General features: G+C 71.9%; 16 protein-coding genes and 1 riboswitch. Of the genes, 7 read left to right on the forward strand and 9 right to left on the reverse strand.

From position 1 onward, the window contains the following. Positions 1–189: 189 nt before the first annotated feature. Together treS and OG500_RS24675 are read right to left on the reverse strand one after the other, a co-directional pair. On the reverse strand, positions 190–1893 hold the full coding sequence (gene treS / locus OG500_RS24670; RefSeq protein ID WP_327069006.1) for a maltose alpha-D-glucosyltransferase: 1704 nt from the start codon (positions 1891–1893) through the stop codon (positions 190–192). After that, positions 1890–3815, reverse strand: a complete 1926-nt coding sequence (locus OG500_RS24675) for an alpha-1,4-glucan--maltose-1-phosphate maltosyltransferase (RefSeq protein ID WP_329587724.1) — start codon at positions 3813–3815, stop codon at positions 1890–1892. Before OG500_RS24675 ends, treS begins: the two co-directional genes overlap by 4 nt. Positions 3816–4776: 961 nt before the next feature. Here OG500_RS24675 and glgP point away from each other — a divergent pair. Further along, a complete protein-coding gene (gene glgP / locus OG500_RS24680) occupies positions 4777–7413 on the forward strand; it encodes an alpha-glucan family phosphorylase (RefSeq protein WP_327069007.1) in 2637 nt (878 codons plus the stop codon). A gap of 177 nt (positions 7414–7590) precedes the next feature. After that, entirely contained in the window at positions 7591–8301 is a 711-nt protein-coding gene (locus OG500_RS24685; RefSeq protein ID WP_327069008.1) for a hypothetical protein, read from the forward strand. A 19-nt stretch (positions 8302–8320) separates the two neighbouring features. On the opposite strand, the gene OG500_RS24690 is transcribed toward OG500_RS24685, so the two are convergent. From OG500_RS24690 to glgX, 3 genes are all read right to left on the reverse strand, one after another. Further along, positions 8321–10138, reverse strand: a complete 1818-nt coding sequence (locus tag OG500_RS24690) for an ABC transporter ATP-binding protein (protein WP_329583494.1) — start codon at positions 10136–10138, stop codon at positions 8321–8323. Next, the gene (locus tag OG500_RS24695; RefSeq protein ID WP_329583497.1) at positions 10135–11937 is read right to left on the reverse strand and encodes an ABC transporter ATP-binding protein; all 1803 of its coding nucleotides are present in this window, start codon (positions 11935–11937) and stop codon (positions 10135–10137) included. The genes OG500_RS24690 and OG500_RS24695 overlap by 4 nt, the downstream gene beginning before the upstream one ends. Positions 11938–12028: 91 nt before the next feature. Further along, the gene (gene glgX / locus OG500_RS24700; RefSeq protein ID WP_327069011.1) at positions 12029–14209 is read right to left on the reverse strand and encodes a glycogen debranching protein GlgX; all 2181 of its coding nucleotides are present in this window, start codon (positions 14207–14209) and stop codon (positions 12029–12031) included. A gap of 354 nt (positions 14210–14563) precedes the next feature. On the opposite strand from glgX, the gene OG500_RS24705 reads away from it, so the two are divergent. The 4 genes from OG500_RS24705 (at position 14564) to OG500_RS24720 (ending at position 19199) form a co-directional block, all read left to right on the forward strand. Then, positions 14564–15802, forward strand: coding sequence for a L,D-transpeptidase (locus OG500_RS24705; protein WP_327069012.1), 1239 nt, complete (start codon positions 14564–14566; stop codon positions 15800–15802). Positions 15803–16038: 236 nt separating this feature from the next. After that, positions 16039–17280: a L,D-transpeptidase gene (locus OG500_RS24710; RefSeq protein WP_327069013.1), complete on the forward strand. Its 1242-nt coding sequence runs from the start codon at positions 16039–16041 to the stop codon at positions 17278–17280. A gap of 159 nt (positions 17281–17439) precedes the next feature. Beyond that, positions 17440–18024, forward strand: coding sequence for an ATP-binding protein (locus OG500_RS24715; RefSeq protein ID WP_329583502.1), 585 nt, complete (start codon positions 17440–17442; stop codon positions 18022–18024). Between the two features lie 119 nt (positions 18025–18143). Then, a complete protein-coding gene (locus tag OG500_RS24720) occupies positions 18144–19199 on the forward strand; it encodes a basic secretory protein-like protein (RefSeq protein ID WP_329583505.1) in 1056 nt (351 codons plus the stop codon). Between the two features lie 78 nt (positions 19200–19277). Here OG500_RS24720 and OG500_RS24725 read toward each other — a convergent pair whose 3' ends face one another. From OG500_RS24725 to gcvT, 4 genes are all read right to left on the reverse strand, one after another. Continuing rightward, positions 19278–20645, reverse strand: coding sequence for an L-serine ammonia-lyase (locus OG500_RS24725; RefSeq protein WP_327069016.1), 1368 nt, complete (start codon positions 20643–20645; stop codon positions 19278–19280). 145 nt (positions 20646–20790) lie between these two features. Further along, on the reverse strand, positions 20791–22059 hold the full coding sequence (gene glyA, locus OG500_RS24730; RefSeq protein WP_327069017.1) for a serine hydroxymethyltransferase: 1269 nt from the start codon (positions 22057–22059) through the stop codon (positions 20791–20793). Between the two features lie 160 nt (positions 22060–22219). Beyond that, a complete protein-coding gene (gene gcvH, locus OG500_RS24735; protein WP_327069018.1) occupies positions 22220–22600 on the reverse strand; it encodes a glycine cleavage system protein GcvH in 381 nt (126 codons plus the stop codon). A gap of 109 nt (positions 22601–22709) precedes the next feature. Continuing rightward, positions 22710–23828: a glycine cleavage system aminomethyltransferase GcvT gene (gene gcvT / locus OG500_RS24740; protein WP_327069019.1), complete on the reverse strand. Its 1119-nt coding sequence runs from the start codon at positions 23826–23828 to the stop codon at positions 22710–22712. Positions 23829–23977: 149 nt separating this feature from the next. Next, a riboswitch (glycine riboswitch) is annotated at positions 23978–24082 on the reverse strand. Positions 24083–24241: 159 nt separating this feature from the next. Here gcvT and OG500_RS24745 point away from each other — a divergent pair. After that, positions 24242–25054: an enhanced serine sensitivity protein SseB C-terminal domain-containing protein gene (locus tag OG500_RS24745; RefSeq protein ID WP_327069020.1), complete on the forward strand. Its 813-nt coding sequence runs from the start codon at positions 24242–24244 to the stop codon at positions 25052–25054. Positions 25055–25172 lie beyond the last annotated feature (118 nt).

Below are 25172 nucleotides of genomic sequence, written 5' to 3' on the forward strand. Positions count from 1 at the left end.
CAGGCCGGGCCCGCCAGTCTTCCGGATTTCGGCGGCGCTGCTGCGGCGGCACGCGAGACGGACTCGGGTGTCACGCCTGAGGGTGGGTACGCATTGGGCTGTTCTCCGTACCAGAGGGCGCGCGGGCCGCCATGGGGCGTATGGGCGGACCGCGCGCCGTGGTGCGAGCGGGGCAGAGCTGGTGGATCGTTACTGCGCGCCGGGCCTGCGCAGCTGGAACCAGTAGAAGCCGTGCCCGGCGAGGGTGAGCAGGTAGGGCCACTCGCCGATCGACGGGAACCGCACCCCGCCGATCAGCTCGACCGGGTACCGGCCGCCGTACTGCCGCAGGTCCAGCTCGGTGGGCTGGGGGAAGCGGGAGAAGTTGTTCACACACATGACCAGGTCGCCCTCGTGCTCGCGCACGAAGGCCAGCACGGCCGGGTTGCTGGACGGGAGTTCGGTGTAACTGCCCAGCCCGAACGCCGGGTTGAGCTTGCGAATCTCGATCATCCGCCTGGTCCAGTGCAGCAACGAGGAGGAACTGCTCTGCTGCGCCTCGACGTTGGTCACCTGGTAGCCGTAGACCGGATCCATGATGGGCGGCAGACTGAGCCTGCCCGGGTCGGCGGAGGAGAAACCCGCGTTGCGGTCGGGTGTCCACTGCATCGGGGTGCGCACCCCGTCGCGGTCGCCGAGCCAGATGTTGTCGCCCATGCCGATCTCGTCCCCGTAGTAGAGCACCGGGGAGCCGGGCAGCGACAGCAGCAGGGCGGTGAACAGCTCGATCTGGTTGCGGTCGTTCTCCAGCAGCGGGGCGAGCCGGCGGCGGATGCCCACGTTGGCCCGCATCCGCGGGTCCTTCGCGTACTCCGCGTACATGTAGTCGCGCTCCTCGTCGGTGACCATCTCCAGGGTCAGCTCGTCGTGGTTGCGCAGGAAGATGCCCCACTGGCAGCCGTGCGGGATGGTCGGCGTCTTGGCGAGGATTTCCGAGACCGGGTAGCGCGACTCACGGCGCACCGCCATGAAGATCCGCGGCATCACCGGGAAGTGGAAGGCCATGTGGCACTCGTCGCCGCCGGAGCCGAAGTCGCCGAAGTAGTCGACCACGTCCTCGGGCCACTGGTTGGCCTCGGCCAGCAGCACGGTGTCGGGGTAGTCGGCGTCGATCTCCTTGCGGACCCGCTGGAGGAACTCGTGGGTCTCGGGGAGGTTCTCGCAGTTGGTGCCCTCGCGCGCGAACAGGTAGGGCACCGCGTCCAGCCGGAAGCCGTCGATGCCGAGGTCCAGCCAGAACCGCAGGCCCGCGACCATCTCCTCCTGGACCCGCGGGTTGTCGTAGTTCAGGTCGGGCTGGTGGGAGAAGAACCGGTGCCAGAAGTACTGCTTGCGCACCGGGTCGTAGGTCCAGTTGGAGGTCTCGGTGTCGACGAAGATGATCCGCGCGTCGGGGTACTGCTTGTCGTCGTCGGCCCAGACGTAGAAGTCGCCGTAGGGGCCCTCGGGGTCGTTGCGCGAGGCCTGGAACCACGGGTGCTGGTCGCTGGTGTGGTTCATCACGAAGTCGATGATCACCCGCATGCCGCGCTTGTGGGCGGCGTCGACGAACTCCACGAAGTCGGCCAGGTCGCCGAACTCCGGCAGCACCGCCTTGTAGTCGGCCACGTCGTAGCCGCCGTCACGCAGCGGGGAGGCGAAGAACGGCGGCAGCCAGAGGCAGTCGACGCCGAGCCACTGGAGGTAGTCGAGCTTGGCGGTGAGCCCTTTGAGGTCACCCACACCGTCGCCGTTGCTGTCCTGGAAGGACCGCACCAGCACCTCGTAGAAGACCGCACGCTTGAACCACTCCGGGTCCAGGTCCTTCTTCTCGGTGTCCGCGAAGGTGTCGTGGACGGGCTCGTTCACAATCACAGGGAGGTCCTCCGAACGGTGAGGAGGTGGGCCGGCGCCGTTGAGGGATCGAGCCGGACGTAGTTGTGGCGGTGCCAGGTGTAGCTCTCGCCGGTCGGCTCGTCGGTGACGATGAGCCGCTCGTCACTCGGGAGAGTGACAGTGGCCTCCTGGACCTGGTGCGGGTCCAGGTTGACGACGAGGATCACCTGGTCGTCGCCGGTGCGCTTGGTGTAGGCGATGACCTGATCGTTGTCGGTGGGCAGGAAGGTGAGGTTGCGCAGTTCCTGGAGGGCGGGGTGCTCGCGGCGCAGCCGGTTGAGGGTGGTGAGCAGCGGGGCCAGGGTGTCGGTGCGGGTCCAGTCGCGCGGGCGCAGCTGGTACTTCTCGCTGTCCAGGTACTCCTCGGTGTCGGGCCCGGCCGGGGCGGACTCGGCGAGCTCGTAGCCGGCGTAGATGCCGTAGCTGGGCGAGAGGGTGGCGGCCAGCACGGCGCGCACCGCGAAGGCGGCGGGGCCCTGGTGCTGCAGATGGCGGGGCAGGATGTCCGGGGTGTTGGCGAAGAAGTTGGGCCGCATGTAGGCCGCCGCCGGGCCGGACAGTTCGGTGAGGTACTCGGTGAGTTCGTGCTTGCTGTTGCGCCAGGTGAAGTACGTGTAGGACTGCTGAAAGCCGATCTTCGCCAGGGTGTGCATCATGGCGGGTCGGGTGAAGGCCTCGGCGAGGAAGATCACGTCCGGGTCGGTGCGGTTGATCTCGCCGATCACCTTCTCCCAGAAGTGCACGGGCTTGGTGTGCGGGTTGTCGACCCGGAAGATCCGCACGCCGTGGCCCATCCAGTGGCGCAGCAGGCGCAGGGTCTCGATCACCAGGCCGTCGAAGTCCTGGTCGAAGTTGATCGGGTAGATGTCCTGGTACTTCTTGGGCGGGTTCTCGGCGTAGGCGATGGTGCCGTCGATCCGGTGGCTGAACCACTGGGGGTGCTTGTTGACCCAGGGGTGGTCGGGGGAGGCCTGGAGCGCGAAGTCGAGCGCGATCTCCAGGCCGAGTTCCTGGGCGCGGGCGACGAAGGCGTCGAAGTCCTCGATGGTGCCGAGGTCGGGGTGGACCGCGTCGTGGCCGCCCTCGGGCGAGCCGATCGCCCAGGGCGAGCCGACGTCGTCCGGGCCGGGGGTCAGGGTGTTGTTGGGGCCCTTGCGGAAGGAGTGGCCGATCGGGTGGATCGGCGGCAGGTAGAGGACGTCGAAGCCCATCGCCGCGATGGCGGGCAGCCGCTCGGCGGCGGTGCGGAAGGTGCCCGAGCGGGGCGGGTCCAGGGTGGCGCCCTCGGAGCGCGGGAAGAACTCGTACCAGGAGCCGTACAGCGCCCGCTGCCGCTCCACCTGCAGCGGCAGCGCCGCCGAGGCGGTGACGAGCTCCCGCAACGGGTGCTGGAGCAGAGGTTCGGTGACAGCGGGGGCCAGCGCGGCGGCCAGCCGGGAGAGCGGCGGCAGCGCAGGGTCGCGCAGCGCGGTGACCGCCTTCAGCACCTCGGCGCGGCCGGCCCGCCGGGGGATGCCGGCGGCGGCGCGCTCCAGGAGCAGTGCGCCCTCCTCCAGGGTCAGCTCGACGTCCTGCCCGGCCGGGACCTTGACGGCGGCGGTGTGCTGCCAGCCGGCCACCGGGTCGCTCCAGGCCTCCACGCTGTAGCTCCACCGGCCCTCGGCGGTGGGGGTCACCGCCGCACCCCAGTGGTCGGTACCCGGGGCCAGTTCGCGCATCGGCGTCCACGGGCCGGTGCGCCCGCGCGGATCGCGCAGCACCACATTGGCGTTGACCTTGCCGTGGCCCTCGCCGAAGACGGTGGCGGTGACCTGGAAGGTCTCGCCGACCACGGCGCGGGCGGGGCGGCGCCCGCCGTCCACCAGCGGGGCGACGTCCAGCACCGGGATCCGGCCGATCAGCGGGTCGCCCGCCTTCGCCCGCCGGGTGGCGCGGGGGGACGCGGTGCGGGTGGCGGTGGTGCTCCGGGGCGTGCTGGTCCGGGGGGTGCCGGTACCGGTGGTGCCCGGAGTGCGGCGGGCGGCGGACTTCGCGGCCGGGGTTTCGGCCGTTCGGGGGGCGCGTGTGGTTTCCCGCTCCGAAATGGCCGGATTTGGTACCGGTTGGGCGAGGGGTGTCGACCGCTCGAAGAGGATCGGTTCCAATCCTTCGGACACCAGTGCGGACTGATTCCGTGTCTCGCCGTGCATGCCAAACTCCTGCCCGAGATCGGTCGGCGGTCCCGCGGGCGGATTCGAGCACCGGGGAGCACCGGAAGGACTGCTGGGTGGGGGGACTGACGAGCGACCGGAGCCTGCCCGTGGCCGCCGTGCCCGGGAACCTGGCCGGATCCGGCGCCCACGGCGGCCCGGAACGGCGAGGCGGCACGTGTCCCGGCGCGCGGCCTCGCGGGCACGCCCGAAGGGCGATTCCGACCCACCCTGGCAAACGATCAGGGCAGGTGTGGGGACACGCGGTGGCACACCAAGGAGGACCACAGGTGCGCCGGGTGGGCTAACGGCCGGCGAGCTGACGGAGGGTCGGGGAAGAAGTCGAGTCGCGGAGGACCGACCGCGGCGCACGGGATTCGCCACCCAAGCACACCCGCTGCGACTGCGGCCTGTGCCCATCCTCGCACTGTTCGTAGCTCTTACCACTCGGTCAGAGGCCAGCGTGGTGGTGCGGGGGAGCAGACCGGCCACCGCCCGACGCCCGCCCGCAGGCTGTCCGCGCGCCCAGCGTGCGCGTGGATCGCGCCGTGCGCCCCCTGCGCCCCCTGTGTTGCGAACTGCGCCCGACGCGATCTCATCTGTCGCCCGAATGGAGCTGTGTTAAGAGAGTTGACACACCATCACCCCATCCGGGCGGTCTACGCTTCGGGCCGTGAAGGCCATCCGCAGATTCACCGTCCGCACCGTCCTGCCCGAGCAGCTCCAGCCGCTGCACGAACTCGCGCTCAATCTGCGCTGGTCCTGGCACCCGGAGACCCGGGAGCTGTTCCGCTCGGTCGAGCCCGGGGTCTGGGAGGCCGTCGGAGAGGACCCGGTCAGGCTGCTCGGCGAGGTGCCGGCGGCCCGGCTGGCCGCGCTCGCCGCCGACCGCCGCTTCCTGCGCCGGCTGGGCGACCTCACCGACGACCTGCACGACTACCTCAGCGGGCCGCGCTGGTACCAGTCGGCCCTGCCGCCCGGTGAGGCCCCCGCGGCCATCGCCTACTTCTCGCCCGAGTACGGCATCGCCGCCGCGCTGCCGCAGTACTCGGGGGGCCTGGGCATCCTGGCGGGCGACCACCTGAAGGCCGCCAGCGACCTGGGCGTGCCGCTGATCGGCGTGGGCCTGTTCTACCGGCACGGCTACTTCCGCCAGTCGCTGGCCCGGGACGGCTGGCAGCAGGAGCGCTACCCGGTGCTCGACCCCGACGAGCTGGCGGTGACCCTGCTGCGCGAGACGGACGGCACCGCCTGTCGGGTGGAGCTGGCCCTGCCGGGCGGGCGCACGCTGGCCGCACAGGTCTGGAAGGCCCAGGTCGGCCGGGTCCCGCTGCTGCTGCTGGACTCCGACCTCGAGGTCAACGCGGCCACCGAACGGGACGTCACCGACCGCCTCTACGGCGGCGGCAGCGAGCACCGGCTGCTCCAGGAGATGCTGCTGGGCATCGGCGGGGTGCGGGCGCTGCGGGTGTTCTGCCGGCTCACCGGGCACCCGGCGCCCGAGGTCTTCCACACCAACGAGGGGCACGCCGGGTTCCTCGGCATCGAGCGGATCCGCGAGCTGGTGGACACCGCGCCGGCCGACTTCTCCAGCGCGCTGGAGGCGGTCCGGGCGGGCACCCTGTTCACCACCCACACCCCGGTGCCCGCCGGCATCGACCGCTTCGACCGGGAGCTGGTGGCCCGGCACTTCAGCGGGGACGCCGCGCTGCGCGGGGTGCCGGTCGACCAGGTGCTCGCGCTCGGCCTGGAGAACTGGCCGGGCGGCGACCCCAAGCTGTTCAACATGGCCGCCATGGGCCTGCGCCTGGCCCAGCGCGCCAACGGTGTGAGCACCCTGCACGGCGCGGTCAGCCGCGCCATGTTCGGCGCGCTGTGGCCCGGCTTCGACGCCGACGAGGTGCCGATCACCTCGATCACCAACGGCGTGCACGCGCCCACCTGGATCGATCCGGCGGTGGTGCGCCTGGGCGCCGCCGAGATCGGCGCCGACCGGGCGGAGAGCGCCATGTCGGTGGGCGGGGCCGAGCGCTGGAGCGGGGTCGAGCAGATCGGCGACGCCGAGATCTGGGGGGTGCGGCGCGCGCTGCGGGCCCAGCTGGTGGAGGAGGCCAGGCGCCGGCTGCGGGCCTCCTGGCGCCAGCGCGGGGCCGGCGACGCCGAGCTCGGCTGGACCGAGGCGGTGCTCGACCCGGAGGTGCTGACCATCGGCTTCGCCCGCCGGGTGCCCTCCTACAAGCGGCTCACCCTGATGCTGCGGGACCAGGACCGGCTGCGCTCGCTGCTGCTGCACCCCACCCGGCCGGTGCAGATCGTGGTGGCCGGCAAGGCCCACCCGGCGGACGACGGCGGCAAGCGGCTGATCCAGCAGCTGGTGGCCTTCGCCGACGATCCGGCGGTGCGCCACCGGATCGTCTTCCTGCCGGACTACGACATGGCGATGGCCAAGCACCTCTACCCCGGCTGCGACGTCTGGCTGAACAACCCGCTGCGCCCGCTGGAGGCCTGCGGCACCTCGGGGATGAAGGCCGCGCTGAACGGCTGCCTCAACCTGTCGGTGCTGGACGGCTGGTGGGAGGAGTGGTACGACGGCCGTAACGGCTGGGCGATCCCGACGGCCGACGGCCCCGGCTTCGACGAGGACCAGCGCGACGACATCGAGGCCGCCGCGCTCTACGACCTGATCGAGCACCAGGTCGCGGGCGCCTACTACGACCGGGGCGTCGACGGGCTGCCGCACCGCTGGATCGCGATGGTCCGGCACACCCTGGTGACGCTCGGCCCCAAGGTGCTGGCCGGGCGGATGGTGCGGGAGTACGTGGAGCGGCTCTACGCGCCGGCCGCGCTCGCCCAGCGCGGGCTGGACGGCGAGGGGGCGCGGCTGCTCGCGCTCTGGAAGGCGAAGGTCCGGTCGGCCTGGCCGGCCGTCCGGGTCGAGCACGTGGACGCCTCGGCCGCCGCCGGGGCCGAGGCCGAGGCCGCCGAGCTGGGCTCGGCGCTCGCGCTGCGGGTGCAGGTCGCGCTCGGCGGGCTGGCACCGGAGGACGTCGAGGTGCAGGCCGTCTCCGGCGCGGTCGACGAGCGCGACCGCATCCGCGAGGCGGAGGCCCAGACCCTCAAGCCGGTCGGCGGCCCGGACCTGAACGGCTGCCAACGCTACGAGGGCACGCTGGAGTTGAGCCGCACCGGGCCGTTCGGTTACACGGTCCGGGTGCTGCCCAGCCATCCGCTGCTGGCCTCCCCGGCCGAACTGGGCCTGGTGGCGCTGCCGCCGGAGTCGGCGGGGATGGACGCCGGGGTGCTGCGGTAGGGCGTGCCGGACACCTCCGGCTGTTGAGCTGGTGTCCGGGAAGTCGGGTGGGTCGACTTCCCGGACACCGTCGACCTTTCGGACCGCCTGTCAGGAATGCGCCAAAGTTCGCCCGGCGTTCACAATCCGTGGTTAGGATGTTGCCCTCTGTTGCTGGCGGTATCGCATGGGGGGACCATGGCACGCCTGGAATTCGAGCAGTTGACCACCGATGAACTCCCCGGTCGAATAGGTCGGGAGAGCCCGCCGCCGGGGCACGGCCGGCGCCGATTACTGGTCTGGGGCGTGCTGGCGGCCCTGGTGGCCGGGGCGGCGGTGACCGGGTTCTGGTGGAAACCGTGGCAGTCGGTGCAGCTGCCGCAGAGCGCCTGCTGGGGCGAGCTGGGCCCCGCCGACTACCGGGTGCTGGCCGGCCCGGACGGCCGGGCCAAGGCCACCACCCGGGGCGGCATCGACGGCCCGGTCGCCAACGGGCTGCTGCTGTCCAGCTGTCGGCTGGTGTGGAACGACAAGCACCACTCGAGCATGCTGTCCGTGAGCATCGGCTCGGCGGACGGCACCGATGTCGCCGACGACCAGCGACTGCTCGGCAGCACCCTGCGGCAGGTGGGCTTCGGCCCGGACGTGACCGGGTGGTTCGCGCCCGGCACCGGCCCCATGGCGCTCCAGTTCGCCTGCGCCTACCAGCAGGCCGCCGCCGCGGCCAAGCCCTCGCCCTACCTCCGGATCGTGGTGGCCAGTGCCGACCTGGGCACGGCGTCGACCGGCAGCGTCCGGGCGGCCTACGCCGACATCGCGTTGAAGCTGGCCAAGGCCACCGCCCGGCGGATCCCGTGCACCAACCAGCTGCGCATGCTGGACCAGCCGCCCGCCCTGCCCGCCGGCTGACCCGGGTCCGGAGCCGGCGTCAGACCAGGCTGTCGCGCCAGGCCGTGTGCAGGTCGGCGAAGCGACCGCGGCCGGCGATCAGCTCGGCCGGGGTGCCGTCCTCGATGATCCGGCCCGACTCCATCACCAGCACCCGGTCCGCGATCTCCACGGTGGACAGCCGGTGCGCGATGATCACCGCGGTGCGGCCCGCCAGTACCGTGCGCATGGCGCGCTGCACGGCCTGCTCCCCGGGGACGTCCAGCGAGGAGGTCGCCTCGTCCAGGATCAGCACCGCCGGGTCGGCCAGCAACGCGCGGGCGAAGGCCACCAGTTGGCGCTGGCCGGCGGAGATCCGGCCGCCCCGCTTGCGCACGTCGGTGTCGTAGCCGTCGGGCAGGGCGGCGATGAAGTCATGGGCCCCGATCGCCTTGGCGGCCTGCTCGATCTCCTCGCGGCTCGCCTCCGGGCGGCCCACCGCGATGTTCTCGGCGACCGTGCCGGAGAAGAGGAACGACTCCTGGGTCACCATCACCACGCCGCGCCGCAGTTCGGCCGCGGCCAGCGAACGCAGGTCGACGCCGTCCAGGGTGATCCGGCCGGAGGTCGGGTCGTAGAACCGGGCCAGCAGCTTGGCCAGGGTGGACTTGCCGGCGCCGGTGGCGCCCACCACCGCGGTGGTCCGGCCGGCCGGCAGGGTCAGCGAGAAGGCCGGCAGCACCTCCTTGCCGGTGCGGTAGGCAAACCCCACCTGGTGGAACTCGACCGTGCGCCCGGTGGCGGTGGTGGCCGGCAGCGGCACGGGGGTGGCCGGCTCGGCGACCGAGGGCTCCTGGGCCAGCAGGCCGGAGATCTTCTCCAGCGCGGCGGCGGCCGACTGGTAGCTGTTCAGGAACATCGCCAGCTGGTCGATCGGGTCGTACAGCCGTCGCAGGTAGAGCACGAACCCGGTCAGCACGCCCAGCTCCAGGCTGCCGTCGGTCACCAGGTAGGCGCCGACCAGCACCACCACGGTGACCCACAGGTTCGCCGTGGCCCGCGAGAAGCCGACGTAACGCGCCATCTCCAGCAGGCCGTTGGCGTTGGCGTCGGCGTAGCCGCGGTTGAGCTCGCCGAACGCGGCCTGGTTGTCCGCCTCGCGGCGGAAGGCCTGCACCGGGCGGATGCCGTTCATGGTCTCGGTGAACCGGACGATCACCGAGGCGACCGCGGTGCGCGAGGTGCGGTAGACCCGGGAGCTGCGGGTGCGGAACATCCGGACCAGCAGCGTCATCGGCAGCACCGAGCTGAGCGCCAGCAGGCCCAGTCGCCAGTCCATCACCAGCAGGATGACCGCGATGTAGCAGACCGACAGGAAGACCGCGAGCAGCTCCTGCAGGCCCTCGTTGAGCAGTTCGCGCAGGGTGTCCACGTCGCTGGTGCCGCGCGAGATGATCCGGCCGGAGGTGTAGCGCTCGTGGAAGTCCAGGCCGAGCCGCTGGGCGTGCCGGAAGATCCGGGTGCGCAGTTCGAGCAGCACGTCCTGGTTGAGCCGCCCGGAGACCCGGATGAAGGCGCGCTGCAGCAGCGTGCTGAGCGCGGCGCAGCCCAGGTAGCCGGCGGTGACAGCGATCAGCGGGCCGCTGTCGTGGTGGCGCAGCGCCGGGATGGCCCGGTCGATGGCCAGCGACACCAGCAGCGGACCGGACTGCAGCGCGGCCTGCTGGAGCAGGATCATCATGACCCCGGTCAGCACCCGGCGCCGGTGCGGGGCGAGCAGCGAGCGCAGCAGGGCGGCGGAGGCGCCGGGCGGGACGGGGATCTCCTCGTCCTCGGCGACCGGCAGCTCGTCGGCCTCGGGGGCGGCAGTGGTGGTCATCGGGTCACACTCGCTTCCAGCGCGTTTTCGCCGGACATCAGTTCGCGGTACTCGGGACAGGTCTCCAGCAGCCGCTGGTGGGTGCCGACCGCCAGGATCCGGCCCTCGGCCAGCACCGCGACCCGGTCGGCCAGCAGCACCGTGCTCGGCCGGTGCGCCACCACCAGCGCGGTGGTGTCGCCGAGCACCTCGCGCAGGGCCCGTTCGACCAGCGCCTCGGTGTGCACGTCCAGCGCGGAGAGCGGGTCGTCCAGCACCAGGAACTCCGGCGAGCCGACCACCGCGCGGGCCAGCGCCAGGCGCTGGCGCTGGCCGCCGGACAGGCTCAGGCCCTGCTCGCCGACCTCGGTGTCCACGCCCTTGGGCAGCTGGTGCACGAAGCCGGCCTGGGCGGTGGCCAGCGCCCGCTCCAACTGCTCCGGGCCGGCGCCGGGCGCGCCCATCAGCACGTTCTCGCGCACGGTGGCGGAGAACAGTGTCGGCTCCTCGAAGGCGACCGAGACCAGCTCGCGCAGCCGGGGCAGCGGCAGGTGGGCGGTGTCCTGGCCGTCCACCGTGATGGTGCCGGCGGTGGCCTCGTAGAGCCGGGGGAGCAGCGCGGTCAGCGTGGTCTTGCCGCTGCCGGTGGCGCCGACCAGCGCCATCGTCTCGCCGCGCCGGATGTGCAGGTCGATGCCGCACAGCAGGTCGGGGCTGTCGGCGGGCGCGTCGGGGTAGCGGAAGCGGACACCGCTGAAGCGGATGCCGTCACCCGCGGGGCCGGGCGCCGCCGGTTCGGGCTCGGGCTGCTCGGGGGTGTCGAGCACGTCGAAGAGCCGGTCGGCGGCGGTGCCCGCCTCGTTGCTGTAGGCCAGCAGCCAGCCCAGCGACTCCACCGGCCAGCGCAGCGCCAGTGCGGTGGACAGGAAGGCGACCAGGGTGCCGGCGCTCAGCTCGTCGTGGGCCACCAGCACCGATCCGACGGCCAGTGCGCTGCCCAGGGCCAGCTCGGGCAGACCGACGATGACCGCCCACAGGTCGGCCAGCATCCAGGCCTTGCGCAGTTCGGTGCCGCGCAGCAGCTCGGCCCGCTCGGCGAAGTGCCGGGCCATGGTGCGCTGGCGGCCGAAGGACTTGAGGATCCGGATGCCGAGCACCGACTCCTCCAGCACCGTGGCGAGGTCGCCGTTCTGGTCCTGGGCGGTCCGGGCGGCGGCCGAGTAGCGGGCCTCGAAGTGCGTGCAGATGAGGATCAGCGGCACCGCGGGGACCAGCGCGATCAGGCCCAGCCGCCAGTCCAGCAGCAGCATCAGCACCGAACCGGCGAGGAAGGTCAGGGTGTTGACGACCAGGAAGACCAGCGGGAAGGCCAGGAAGAGCCGCAGGGTGTACAGGTCCGAGGTGGCCCGGGAGAGCAGCTGGCCGGAGGGCCAGCGGTCGTGGAAGGAGACCGGCAGGCGCTGCAGCTTGGCGTACAGGTCGCTGCGCATGGCGGCCTCGACCCGGGCCAGCGGGCGGGCGATCAGCACCCGGCGCAGCCCGAAGAGGCCGGCCTCGGCGGCGCCGAGCAGCAGCAGGAGTCCGATCAGCGGCCAGAGCGCGGCCTGGTCGTGGTGGCCGATCGGGCCGTCCACGATCCGGCCCAGCACGAGCGGCACCACCAGGACCGCGCCGGAGGCGATCAGGGCGGCGGCCACCGCGCCGACGAGGTACCAGCGGATGGGGTACGCGTAGGGCTTGAGCCTGAGCAGCGAGCGCACCGTGGACCTGTCGGGCCGGTCGGTGGGCGGCTGATGCGGGGGTGCAGCGTTCTCGGCCATCGGGCCGAGCGTAGGCGGAGCGACTGACATTTCTCATCAGGTTTTTCACACCTGACGTGGTGCGCCGCCGGGAACCGGCCACCGCGGGGCGTCACTCGTGTCCGGCGGCGCGCAGCAGTCTCAGCGAGCGCGCGGCCAGCGGTTGTGCGACCCCGCGGTCGGCGGTGTCCAGCAGCAGCTCCCAGGGGCCGCCGGGCGGCAGCGCGAACTGCGCGGGGTGGTCGGCGCCGTTGAGCAGCAGCAGGAAGCTGTCGTCGGTCAGCGGGCAGCCGTGCTGGTCGCGCTCGGACATCGCGTCGCCGTTGAGCAGCATGCCGAGCTGGGCGGTGGGGGCGTACCAGTCGGCCTCGGTCATCTCGGTGCCGCGCGCGGTGTACCAGGTCAGGTCGCGCCGGCCGCCGGGCACCGCGGCCCGCCCGGAGAAGAAGGCCCGCTGGCGCAGCACCGGGTGGGCCCGGCGCAGCCGGATCAGCTGGGCCGTCAGCTCGCTCTGGCGGCGCCAGGCCGGCTGGTCCAGCAGTGACCAGTCCACCCAACTGGTCTCGTTGTCCTGGCAGTAGGCGTTGTTGTTGCCGCCCTGGGTGCGCCCGAACTCGTCCCCGGCCATCAGCATCGGCACCCCCGAGGCGAGCAGCAGGGTGGCCAGCAGGTTGCGCAGCTGGCGCGCTCTCAGCTCCTGGACGGCCGGATCGGTGCTCTCGCCCTCCGCTCCGCAGTTCCAGGAGCGGTTGTCGTCGGTGCCGTCCCGGCCGTCCTCGCCGTTGGCCAGGTTGTGCTTGCCGTTGTACGAGACCAGGTCGCGCAGGGTGAAGCCGTCGTGCGCGGTGATGTAGTTGACCGAGGCGTACGGGCGCCGCCCGCCGCGCTGGTAGAGGTCGGAGGAGCCGGAGAGCCGGTAGCCGAGCTCGGCCACGTCCGGGCGGGCACCGCGCCAGAAGTCGCGCACGGTGTCGCGGTACTTGTCGTTCCACTCCGCCCACAGCGGCGGGAAGTTGCCCACCTGGTAGCCGCCGTTGCCGACGTCCCACGGCTCGGCGATCAGCTTGACCCGGCTCAGCAGCGGGTCCTGGGAGATGGCCGCCAGCAGCGGGTGGTGCATGTCGACCCCGTCGCTGGCCCGGGCCAGGGCCGCGGCCAGGTCGAACCGGAACCCGTCCACGCCCATCTCGCCGGCCCAGTAGCGCAGCGAGTCGGTGACCAGCCGCACGGCCTGCGGCTGGCGGGTGTCCAGCGTGTTGCCGCAGCCGGTGTAGTCGGTGTAGCCCCGCCCGCCCCGGTTCCCGCGCCCCAGGCGGTAGTAGCCGGCGTTGTCGATCCCGCGCAGTGAGAGGGCCGGCCCCAGCTCGCCGCCCTCGGCGGTGTGGTTGTAGACGACGTCCAGGATCACCTCGATGCCCGCGTGGTGCAGCGCGCGCACCATCCGCTTGAACTCCCCGACCTGCTGGCCGCGGGTGCCGCTCGCGCTGTAGCCGCCGTGCGGGGCGAACCAGCCGATCGAGTTGTAGCCCCAGTAGTTGGTCAGGCCGCGCCGGTGCAGGTGGTCCTCGCTGGCGAACTGGTGGACCGGCAGCAGCTCGACGGCGGTGACCCCGAGCGAGGTCAGGTGCGCCAGGGCCGCCGGGTGCGCCAGGCCCGCGTAGGTGCCGCGCAGTTCGGGCGGGATGCCGGGGTGGCGCATGGTGAAGCCGCGCACGTGCAGCTCGTAGAGCACCGTCTCGGCCCAGGGCGTCTTGGGGCGGCGGTCGTCCGACCAGTCGTCGTCGTCGTGCACCACCACGCCGCGCGCGGTGTACGGCGCGGAGTCGCGGTTGTCGCGCACGGTGTCGGCGACGTCCGCCTCGGGCCAGTCGCGCACCGAGGCGCAGCAGGCGCCGTGGCCGGTGAACTCCCCGTCGACGGCCCGCGCGTAGGGGTCGAGCAGCAGCTTGGCCGGGTTCCAGCGGGCACCGGTCCACGGGTCCCAGCGGCCGTGCACCCGGTAGCCGTAGCGCTGGCCGGGGCCGATCCCGGGCAGGTAGCCGTGCCAGGTCTGGAAGGTCTGCTCGGAGAGCGGGTGGCGGGTCTCGGTGCCCTCCTCGTCGAACAGGCAGAGCTCGACGGACTCGGCGCCCGGCGCCCAGAGCGCGAAGTTGGTGCCGTGGCTGCCGTCGGCGCCGTGCCGGTAGCGGGCGCCCAGCGGCTGCCAGCTGCCCGGCCAGGGCGCGGCGGGTGGCAGGTGGGTGGCGGTGAGGGGCTCTGGGCGGTCCTGCTCCAGTTCCTGCCATGCCGTCATGCCCGCAGTCCTCCGAGGCCGGTCACCCGCGACTGTTACGGACGGATGTCCGCAGAGTGAATCGTTCCCTCGTGCCCCAGGCGGAATCCGATCGTGGACAGCGGGACCCGATCGGCTGGGCGCGCGGTGGGCACGGCCGGCCGGCCGAGCGGCGAACCGGGACAAATGCTGCCAGGGCGACCCGGGGCCGGCTGACGCGCTTTCACCTGTCGGCCACGACCCTCCCGCCGAAGATTCACTCAGTTGGCCCCGTTATCCTTGCGCGAGCGCGGACCCCCGAGGTGTGGTCCGGCGACAGACGACGAGGGGGAGCGCCCAGTGGAGCCGGTTCGGGCGGCGGCAGCCGCGAGAGGGATGTGGACGGGCAGGGGGGCCGCTCGCCGGGCCACCGCAGCGTTGCTGGCGGGTGGCGTGCTGCTGCTGGCGAGCGCCTGCGGGCCGGACGACACCCCGGCCAAGGCCGGCGGTTCGGGCGGCGGCGGCGCGGCCGCCGGCGGGTCCTCGTCGGCCGCGCCGTCGGCCGCGTCCTCGCCCAAGCTCTCGGCGGCCCAGCTGACCGTGACGCCCGCCGACGGCACCCAGGACGTGGCGCCCACCGGGGCGGTCAAGGTCGCGGTGGCGAACGGCAAGCTGACCCAGGTCTCGGTGGCCGACAAGGACGGCAACGCGGTCCAGGGCAGCATCTCGGCGGACGGCCTGTCCTGGTCGCCGTCGGCGGCGCTGGCCGTCGGCATGCTCTACAAGGTGAGCGCCCAGGCGGTGGACTCGGCCGGCCTGCAGGCCGCGGTGGACAGCAGCTTCACCACGCTGACCCCGGCCAAGACCGTCTCCACCAACGACAACGTCTCCACCGGCTCCACCTACGGCGTCGGCATGATCGTCTCGGTGAACTTCAACAAGGACGTCAAGAACAAGGACGACGTCGTCAAGGGCATCACCTTCGAGGCCTCGGACGGCACCCAGGTCAAGGGCCACTGGTTCGGCAACCGCCGGCTCGACTTCCGCCCGCAGGCGTACTGGAAGCCCGGCACCACGGTGAAGATCCACTACAAGCTGAAGAGCGTGGAGGTCTCGCCGGGCGTCTACGGCGGCTCGGACCGCGACGAGTCGTTCACCATCGGCCGCTCGCAGATCTCCACCGCCGACGCGAGCACCGACAAGATGACCGTGGTCCGCGACGGCAAGACGCTGGAGACGCTGCCGATCACCGCCGGCAACGACGACAACCCGTCGTGGAACGGCACGATGACCATCGAGAGCAAGGAGAAGGTCACCCGGATGAACTCCGCGACCGTCTCCAACGTGGTCGGCAGCGAGTACGACGTGCCGGACGTGCCGCACGCGATGCGGCTGACCGATTCGGGCACGTACGTCCACGGCAACTACTGGAGCAACGCGTTCGGCCAGTCGAACGCCAGTCACGGCTGCGTCAGCATGCAGGACGCCAAGGGCGGCGACGACAACTCGGTGGCCGGGAAGTTCTTCAACTCCTCGATGATCGGCGACGTCGTGATCATCAAGAACGCCAAGGGCAAGACGGTCAGCCCCAGCAACGGGCTCAGCGGCTGGACGTTGCCCTGGGCAAGCTGGTAATTCCATGAAAACCGGTAGCTGAGTGCAACCAATGGCCCACCTCGGAACGTTGTCGAGGTGGGCCATTCGCGTGATGGTCACCATTCGGCCGCGGATATCCGGGGGAGGGCATGAAGGCGGTCGAACGGGCGAAGGAAACAGGTGCGACAATCAGCCGATTTGTTCGAAACCGGTGCGGAACCGGGGGCCCGTCAACGACGTGTAGGCGTACGGGACTGAATCAGGGGAGTAGAGGCATGCGCTCGATACGCGTGGGAGCGGCACTCGCCGTCGGCGCCACCCTGCTGCTGGCCACGGCCTGCGGTGGTGGCAGCAGCAGCCCGAAGGCCGGCTCCGCGCCTGCCGCGGCGGCGGGCGGTGCGTCCGGGGGCGCGGCGGGCGGCTCGCCCGCGGCGCCGGCCACCTCGGCCTCCCCGGCGTCGAGCGCGGTGGTCGACATCGAGCCGAAGGACGGCACCCAGAACGCCGCGCCGGACGCGCTCAAGGTCGCGGTCGCCAGCGGCAGGCTGAGCCAGGTGACGGTGACCGACAAGAGCGGCCAGGCGGTGCAGGGCAGCATCTCGGCCGACGGGACCAGCTGGGTGCCGGCCGCGGGCCTGTCGGTGGCCGACTCCTACCAGGTGAAGGCCGAGGCCACCGACGCCAAGGGCGTGGCGACCACCGCCAGCAGCAGCTTCAGCACGCTGACCCCGGCCAAGACCTCGCGCAGCCAGGACAACGTCATCACCGGCTCCACCTACGGCGTCGGCATGATCGTCTCGTTCGACTTCGGCATGCCGATCCAGAACAAGCAGGCGGTGGAGAAGGCGATCACCTTCGAGACCTCCGACGGCTCCCAGCTCAAGGGCCACTGGATGGGCAACAACCGGCTCGACCTGCGTCCGCAGAACTTCTGGCAGCCCAACACCCAGGTGAAGATCCACATCCGGCTGAAGAGCGTCGAGGTCTCGCCGGGCGTCTACGGCGGCTCGGACCGCGACGAGTCGTTCACCATCGGCCGCTCGCAGATCAGCACGGTGGACGCCGCCGCCCACACCATGACGGTGCAGACGAACGGGCAGACCACCGAGACGATCCCGATCAGCTCCGGCTCGGACGACCACCCGACCTACAACGGCACCATGGTGATCGAGGCCAAGGAGGGCACCGCCCACATGACCTCGGCCTCGGTGCCGGGCCTCAAGCCGGGCGAGTACGACCTGGAGGTCCCGCACTCGATGCGCCTGACCGACAGTGGCACCTACGTGCACGGCAACAACTGGTCCTCGGCGAGCACGTTCGGGAGCGCGAACGTCAGTCACGGTTGCGTCGGCCTGCAGGACGCTCCCGGAAACGCGGGCGGCACCGACACCCCGGCGGCCAAGTTCTACGCGGCCTCGCTGGTCGGCGACGTGGTGAAGGTGATCAATTCCAAGGGTGCGCAGGTGACCCCGGACAACGGCCTGAGCGGCTGGAACATGGCCTGGAGCACCTGGTAGAGCCTGCGTCTCCAGCGCCCCTGCGGCCCCATTCGCACCCGGTGTTCGACCGGCTTTCGAGCCGCGCCGACACCGGGTGCGAGCGTCATATGCCAAATGAATAGTGATCGTTTCGTCATTGTCCGTACGCGGCTGCTTGCGAACCGCAATGATGGGCACATGGCGGGATGGGGCGAAGTCGAGCAGTCATCACATCTCGGGCCTGGTCCGGCCGCTGACCCCCTGCCGGGGTCTCAGCGGATCGGCACGGCGGCCCCCGCGGGGACGGCGTCCCGCTCCGGGCTCGCGGCCCTGGAACGGCTCTCCTTCTACGAGTTGGAGCGCGCGGTCCTGCCCCGGTTACGCGACCCCGCCGGCGAGGAGGAGGCGCGGCTGCCCTCCCGCGGCGAGTCCGGGCCGCTGGCCCGCCGGCTGGTGCTCTCGGTGCTGCAGAGCTGGGGGCTGCACCCGCTCCTGGAGGTCGGCGAACTCCTCACCGCCGAGCTGGTCGCCAACGCCGTGCGCCACACCGGCGGCCGCACCATCGGGCTGCGCCTGCTGCGCCGCCCCGGCTGGCTGCGGGTGGAGGTGCGCGACTCCTCCCGCGCGCTGCCCTGTTTGATCGTCGCCGAGCCGGGCCTGGCCGAGTGCGGCCGCGGCCTGTTCGTGGTCGACACCCTCGCCGACCGCTGGGGCGCCGACCTGCTGCCGCGCGGCAAGACCGTCTGGTTCGAACTGAAGGTGCGTGAGCGCACCGCGAACTGAGCCGGGGCCTCCCGGGTGGGCTTCCCGGGTGGGCTTCCCCGCTGTCAATCGGCTGTCGATCCGCCGGGGACAGCATGCGAGCCGCTGGACATCCCAGCTCTCGCCCAAGGAGGAAGCCCATGGCACGGAGCATACGAACCCTCGCGAAGCGGGCCGCGCTGACCGGCGTCGGCCTCGCACTCGCCGCGGGGGCGTCCTTGACCTCCGCGGCTGCCGCGCACGCCGACACCACCCCCGGCGGCTGCGGCGGCCCGGCCTGGGAGAGCGCCTGCATCGGCGTCAACGGCAGCGGCTACATCACCGCGGACGCGTACACCAACTTCCAGAGCGTCGACCCCAACTGCAAGGTCGACGTGATCCTCTGGGACTACACCAGCAACCGGCAGGTCTTCACCAGCTCGGCCACCTGCCGGACCGGTTCCCAGCACTACGCGACCAGCGTGCTGGGCAACCCCACTCAGGGCCACGACTACAAGACCGAGCTCCAGCTGCACTGGACCGGCGGCGCGGCCTACGACTACCAGACCAGCCCGGACCTGGTCTTCGGCGGTGGCGGCTCCCAGCCCGCCCCGGGCGTCAGCATCACCATGGACACCTCGCAGGCCGGTGACCTGGCCGGCTGGGCGAGCACCGAGCAGTCCATCCTGCAGCAGTGGTACGGCCCGACCGTGAACCTGATCGACGGCGGCGCCTACCAGGCGCCCACCAGCTACCGGGTCGTCTTCGACCCGGCCTACAACGCGCCGGGCGACATCGCGGCGACCTACTGGGACGGCTCGGCGAACAACCTCACCGTCAAGGTCAACCCCGACTGGGTCCGCCAGCACCCGGACGACACCGGCTTCCTGGTCCACGAGCAGGTCCACGTGGTCCAGGACGGCAGCAACCTGCCCAGCGGCCTGGTGGAGGGCAGCGCCGACTGGTTCCGCTACTACAACTACCAGCCCACCAACCTGGCCCGCCCCGACCAGAACACCAAGAACACCTACCTGGCGGGCTACAGCACCACGGCCTACTTCCTCAACTACGTGGCCACGCACTACGACAGCAACATCGTGCGCGAACTCAACGACGCGGGCCACGCCCAGGCCTACCCCGTCGACAACGCCGACCAGTGGTGGATCCAGCACACCGGCAAGACGGCGCAGCAGCTCTGGGACTCGATGTACCAGTAGCACCCACGGGCACCCATGACGAGGCCCGCCCGGCCGGGAGGACTCCCCGGCCGGGCGGGCCTTGTCAGGCAGTGGTGCTCAGCACTCGATGACGTTGACCGCGAGGCCGCCGCGCGAGGTCTCCTTGTACTTGACCTTCATGTCCGCCCCGGTCTCCTTCATGGTCTTGATCGCCTTGTCGAGGGAGACGTGGTGGCGGCCGTCGCCGCGCAGGGCCATCCGGGCGGCGGTGACGGCCTTGACCGAGGCCATGCCGTTGCGCTCGATGCAGGGGATCTGGACCAGGCCGCCGACCGGGTCGCAGGTGAGGCCGAGGTTGTGCTCGATGCCGATCTCGGCGGCGTTCTCGACCTGCTCGGGGGAGCCGCCGAGCACCTCGGCGAGGCCGCCGGCGGCCATCGAGCAGGCGGAGCCGACCTCGCCCTGGCAGCCGACCTCGGCGCCGGAGATCGAGGCGTTCTCCTTGAAGAGCATGCCGATCGCGCCGGCGGCGAGCAGGAAGCGGACGATGCCCTCGTCGTCGGCACCCTGGACGAAGTTCTGGAAGTAGTGCAGGACGGCGGGGATGATGCCGGCCGCGCCGTTGGTGGGGGCGGTGACCACCCGCTGGCCGCTGGCGTTCTCCTCGTTGACCGCCATCGCGTAGAGGGTGACCCACTCCATCGCGTTCGCCGGGCCTATGCCCTCGGCGCGCAGCGCCCGGGCACCGGCGGCGGCGCGCCGGCGGACCTTGAGGCCGCCGGGCAGGATGCCCTCGCGGGACATGCCCGCGCTCACGCACTCCTTCATCACGCCCCAGATCTCCAGCAGACCGGTCCGGATCTCCTCCTCGGTGCGCCAGGCCTTCTCGTTCTCCAGCATCAGGCCGGAGATGGACAGTCCGGTCTCCCGGGTGTGCCGCAGCAGCTCCTCGCCGGTGCGGAAGGGGTAGCGCAGCACGGTGTCGTCCGGGACCACCCGGTCCGCGCCGATCGCGTCCTCGTCCACCACGAAGCCGCCGCCGACCGAGTAGTAGGTCTTGGCGAGCAGCTCGGTGCCGGCCGCGTCGTGCGCCACCAGGGTCATGCCGTTGGCGTGGTACGGCAGCGAGCGGCGGCGGTGCAGGACCAGCTGGAGGTCCGGGTCGAAGGCGATCGAGTGGGTCCCGAGCAGGCTCAGCCGCTTGGCCTCGTTGATCCGGGCCACGTCCAGGTCGGCCTTGGCGACGTCGACCGTGCGCGGCGAGTTGCCCTCCAGACCGAGCAGGACGGCCTTGGGGGTGCCGTGGCCGTGGCCGGTGGCGCCGAGCGAGCCGAACAGCTCGGCCTTCACCGTGGTGACCTGCTCCAGCAGGCCCTCGGAGCGCAGCCGGCGGGCGAACATCCGGGCCGCGCGCATCGGGCCGACCGTGTGCGAACTGGAGGGGCCGATGCCGATGGAGAAGAGGTCGAAGACGCTGATGGCCACGGGGGGACGTCCTTGTCTGGTTCTCGTGGAGAGAGAAGGGCGGTGCATGAGACGGGGCACCGGCTCACCATTCCAGTGTGCGCGGTGCCCCGGGGCCCGGGTGCGGTCGGCAGGGGTGACGCCGACCACGCCCGAGGGTGCTGCCTTACAGCTCGGGGTAGAGCGGGTACTTCTCGGCCAGGGCGGTGACCCGGGCCTTGAGGGCGGTGGACCGGTCCGCGTCGAAGGTCGGCAGCAGCGCCTCGGCGATGATGTCGGCGACCTCGCGGAAGTCCTCGGCCTGGAAGCCGCGGGTGGCCAGCGCCGGGGTGCCGATCCGCAGGCCCGAGGTGACCATCGGGGGACGCGGGTCGTTCGGGACGGCGTTGCGGTTGACCGTGATGCCGACCTCGTGCAGGCGGTCCTCGGCGTCCTGGCCGTTCAGCTCGCTGTTGCGCAGGTCCACCAGGACGAGGTGGACGTCGGTGCCGCCGGACAGCACCGAGACGCCGGCCGCCTTGGCGTCCTCCTGGAGCAGTCGGGCGGCCAGGATCTTGGCGCCCTCCAGGGTGCGCTCCTGGCGCTCCTTGAACTCCGGGGAGGCGGCGACCTTGAAGGCGACCGCCTTGCCGGCGATCACGTGCTCCAGCGGGCCGCCCTGCTGGCCGGGGAAGACCGCGGAGTTGATCTTCTTGGCCCACTCGGCCTTGGAGAGGATCACACCGCCGCGCGGGCCGCCCAGGGTCTTGTGGGTGGTGGTGGTGACCACGTCCGCGTACGGCACCGGGGAGGGGTGCAGGCCCGCGGCCACCAGGCCGGCGAAGTGGGCCATGTCCACCATGAGCAGCGCACCGACCTCGTCGGCGATCCGGCGGAACTCGGCGAAGTCGAGCTGGCGCGGGTAGGCGGACCAGCCGGCGATGATCAGCTTGGGCTGGTGCTCCTTGGCCAGGCGCTCGACCTCCTCCATGTCGACCAGGTTGGTCTGCTCGTCCACGTGGTAGGCCACCACGTTGTAGAGCTTGCCGGAGAAGTTGATCTTCATGCCGTGGGTCAGGTGACCGCCGTGGGCCAGGTTCAGGCCCAGGATGGTGTCGCCCGGCTGGATCAGCGCGAACATCGCGGCGGCGTTCGCCTGCGCGCCGGAGTGCGGCTGCACGTTGGCGGCCTCGGCGCCGAACAGCGCCTTGACCCGGTCGATGGCGATCTGCTCGACCACGTCGACGTGCTCGCAGCCGCCGTAGTAGCGGCGGCCGGGGTAGCCCTCGGCGTACTTGTTGGTGAGGACCGAGCCCTGGGCCTCCATGACCGCCACCGGGGCGAAGTTCTCGGAAGCGATCATCTCGAGGGTGGACTGCTGGCGGTGCAGCTCGGCGTCGACCGCGGCGGCGATCTCGGGGTCGAGTGCGTGCAGGGACTGGTTGAGAACCGTCATGGTGGCGTCTTCCCGTGAAAGGGGGCTGCCGCGCGCAGCGCGCCGTGGCAAGGGTGGCGGCGGGTGGCGGGCGAGGGGAACCTGGTGCGGACGGCCGCCGCGCTGCGGCCGCCCGCCGGGTGGATCGGAGGCCGGCCGGGCGGCCCGGCCGGCGTTCCGGTCAGGACTTGGTGAACTCGGCGTAGCCGTCGGCGTCCAGCAGGTCCGCGGGGGCCTCGGAGACCTTGAGCTTGAAGAGCCAGCCACCCTCGAAGGCGGCGGAGTTCACCAGGGCGGGCTCGTCGGCCAGGGCCTCGTTGACCTCGGTCACCTCACCGGTGGCGGGGGAGTACAGGTCGCTGACCGACTTGGTGGACTCGAGCTCCCCACAGGTCTCCCCGGCGGTGACGGTGTCGCCGACCGCGGGCAGCTGCACGTAGACGATGTCACCGAGGGCGGTGGCCGCGTACTCGGTGATCCCGACGGTCGACACGCCGTCCGCGTCGGCGGCGGTCAGCCACTCGTGCTCCTTGCTGTACTGCAGGTGCTGCGGGTTGCTCATGGTGGTCATTCTCCAGGATGGGAAGCGGGAACGAGGGAACGGTCCGCCGAGCGGACGGTCGAAAGTCCGCTCAGTGGACTTTCAGCGGGAGGGGCCGGGTCCGCCGGGCTCAGCGGGCGCGCTTGTAGAACGGCAGCGCGACGACCTCGACCGGCTCGTGCTTGCCGCGCACGTCCACCGCGACGGCCGTGCCGGGCGCCGCGAAGGCGGCGTCCAGGTACGCGATGGCGATCGGCTTGCCGAGCGTGGGGGAGGGGGAGCCGGAGGTGATCCGGCCGATCACCGCGCCTTCGGCGGAGACCACCGCGTACTCGGCGCGCGGCACCCGCTTGCCCTCGGAGACCAGGCCGACCAGCTTGCGCGGGGGGTTGACCTCGGCCTGCGCGGCGGCGGCCTCCAGCGCCTTGCGGCCGACGAACTCGCCGCCGTTGGTGGTCTTGTCGAAGCGCACCACCCGGCCCAGGCCCGCGTCGAAGGGGGTCAGCGAGGTGTCCAGCTCGTGCCCGTAGAGCGGCATGCCCGCCTCCAGGCGCAGCGTGTCGCGGCAGGACAGGCCGGCCGGGACCAGACCGTGCGGGGCGCCGGCCTCGGTCAGCGCCTGCCACAGGTGCTCGGCGTCGGCGGGGGCGCAGAAGATCTCGAAGCCGTCCTCGCCGGTGTAGCCGGTGCGGGCCAGCCAGACCTGCTGGCCGGCCACCGTCGCGGGCAGCAGGGCGTAGTACTTCAGGCCCGGCAGGTCGGCGTCGGTCACCGAGGAGAGGATCGCGTTCGCCTCGGGGCCCTGGACGGCGAGCAGCGCGTAGGCGTCGCGGTCGTCGCGCACCACGGCGTCGAAGCCGGCCGCGCGCTCGGTCAGCGCGTCCAGCACCACCTGGGCGTTGGAGGCGTTGGCGACCACCATGTACTCGTTCTCGGCGGTCCGGTAGACGATCAGGTCGTCCAGGATGCCGCCGTCCTCGCGGCAGATCATCGTGTAGCGGGCGCGCAGCACGCCGAGCGCGGAGATGAAGCCGACCAGCGCGTGGTCCAGCAGCTCGCCGGCCTGCGGGCCCGAGACGGTGATCTCGCCCATGTGCGAGAGGTCGAAGAGCCCGGCCTTGGTGCGGACCGCGAGGTGCTCCTCGCGCTCGCTGCCGTAGCGCAGCGGCATGTCCCAGCCGGCGAAGTCGGTCATGGTCGCGCCCAGGGCACGGTGCAGCGCGTCGAGCGCGGTCAGACGGGGGGACATGGTGAGACTCCCGAAGCTGGGTGCGGGCAGGGTGGGGTGGAGTCTCCCCGTCTGTCGTCACAACCTGAGAGCTTCACCGCACCAAGGATGACGCGGCTTGCACCGTGGGTGGGCGCACGGCACGGCCGTGTTCCGCTTTCCAGATTCGCCTCGCCTACGCGGTAGGGGTGCCTGAGAGATTCCGGGGAGGACTTGCTCCTTCGGCGCCGGTCCGTGCCGACAGGGGCACCTCCGGGCTCTCCCGCGCGGGTTCGAGCGGCCAGTATGAAGTTGGGTCCTGTGGAGTACGCGGACATCATGGCATGTCCGTCCGCCCGGCGGGAGAGGGGGCCGTCTCGGTACGCTTCGACCGGACGCACTGCGTGACAAGCGCTTGTGCCAGACGGTCCGGGTCACAAGCGGGGCAGGGGCGGATGGAATCAGAGGGGTACGCCGCGACGGCGACGGGGTGGACCGAGCCCGGTCGGGCGCCGGTCGGCAGCGGCTGGCCGGCCAACGAGCTGGAGCGGGTGCTCAGCGCGGCCATCGGCGACCCCGGTGCCACGCCCCGGGTGATCGAGGTGCTGGCCCGCAGCCAGGTCTGGATCCCACTGCCCGTCGGCGCCGACCCGGCCGGTGCCGCTCTCGACCTGCCGACCATCGAGCTGGCGGGTGCGCCCTACGTGCCGGTCTTCTCCTCCGAGGAGCAGTTCCTGCGGCACGCCCCGGGACTGTCCTGCGCGGTCGCGCCGGCCTGGGACTTCGCCCGCGGCCTGCCGCTGGGCATCGGCATCGCGGTCAACCCGCAGGCGCCGGTGGGCATCCCGGTGCCGCCCGCGGGAGTCGCCGAGTTGCGGCGCGGACCGCGCGAGGGGCGCTGGGAGAGCACCGGGGCGGGCGCGGGGATGCCCGAGGGCGCCCGGGTCGCGCTGCGAGAGCCGGAGCCGGGCGAGGAGCCGATGGTGTTCCTGCAGGCCGTGTGCGCCGAGCTCGCGGCGCTGGGCGGCGTGCTGACGGCCCGACGGGCGCTGGCCTCGGTGGAGGGCGAGCCGACCGTGCTCTTCGTGGGCGTGCAGCTCGACCCGGCCGCGCCCGCCGACCCGGTGGAGGTCAACGCCGCGCTGGGGCGGGCGCTGGGGGCCGCGCCGCTGCCCGGCGGGGTGCACATGGTGCTGCTGGACCTGGCGGCCGACCCGGTGGTGGATTGGCTCCTGTACCGGGTAGCACCCTTCTACGTACGGGGCTGAGCGGGCTCGGGCCTCGACGCGAGCGCACCGCGGTGCCACCCAGGGCGTCGGCATGACGGGTGTCGGCCGGGCCCCGTAGGGTGGCGCCCGGAGCGTGGATGGGCCAGGCCGTGGGTGG

The organism is Kitasatospora sp. NBC_01250 (genome assembly GCF_036226465.1).
In the GTDB taxonomy this organism is placed as follows: domain Bacteria; phylum Actinomycetota; class Actinomycetes; order Streptomycetales; family Streptomycetaceae; genus Kitasatospora.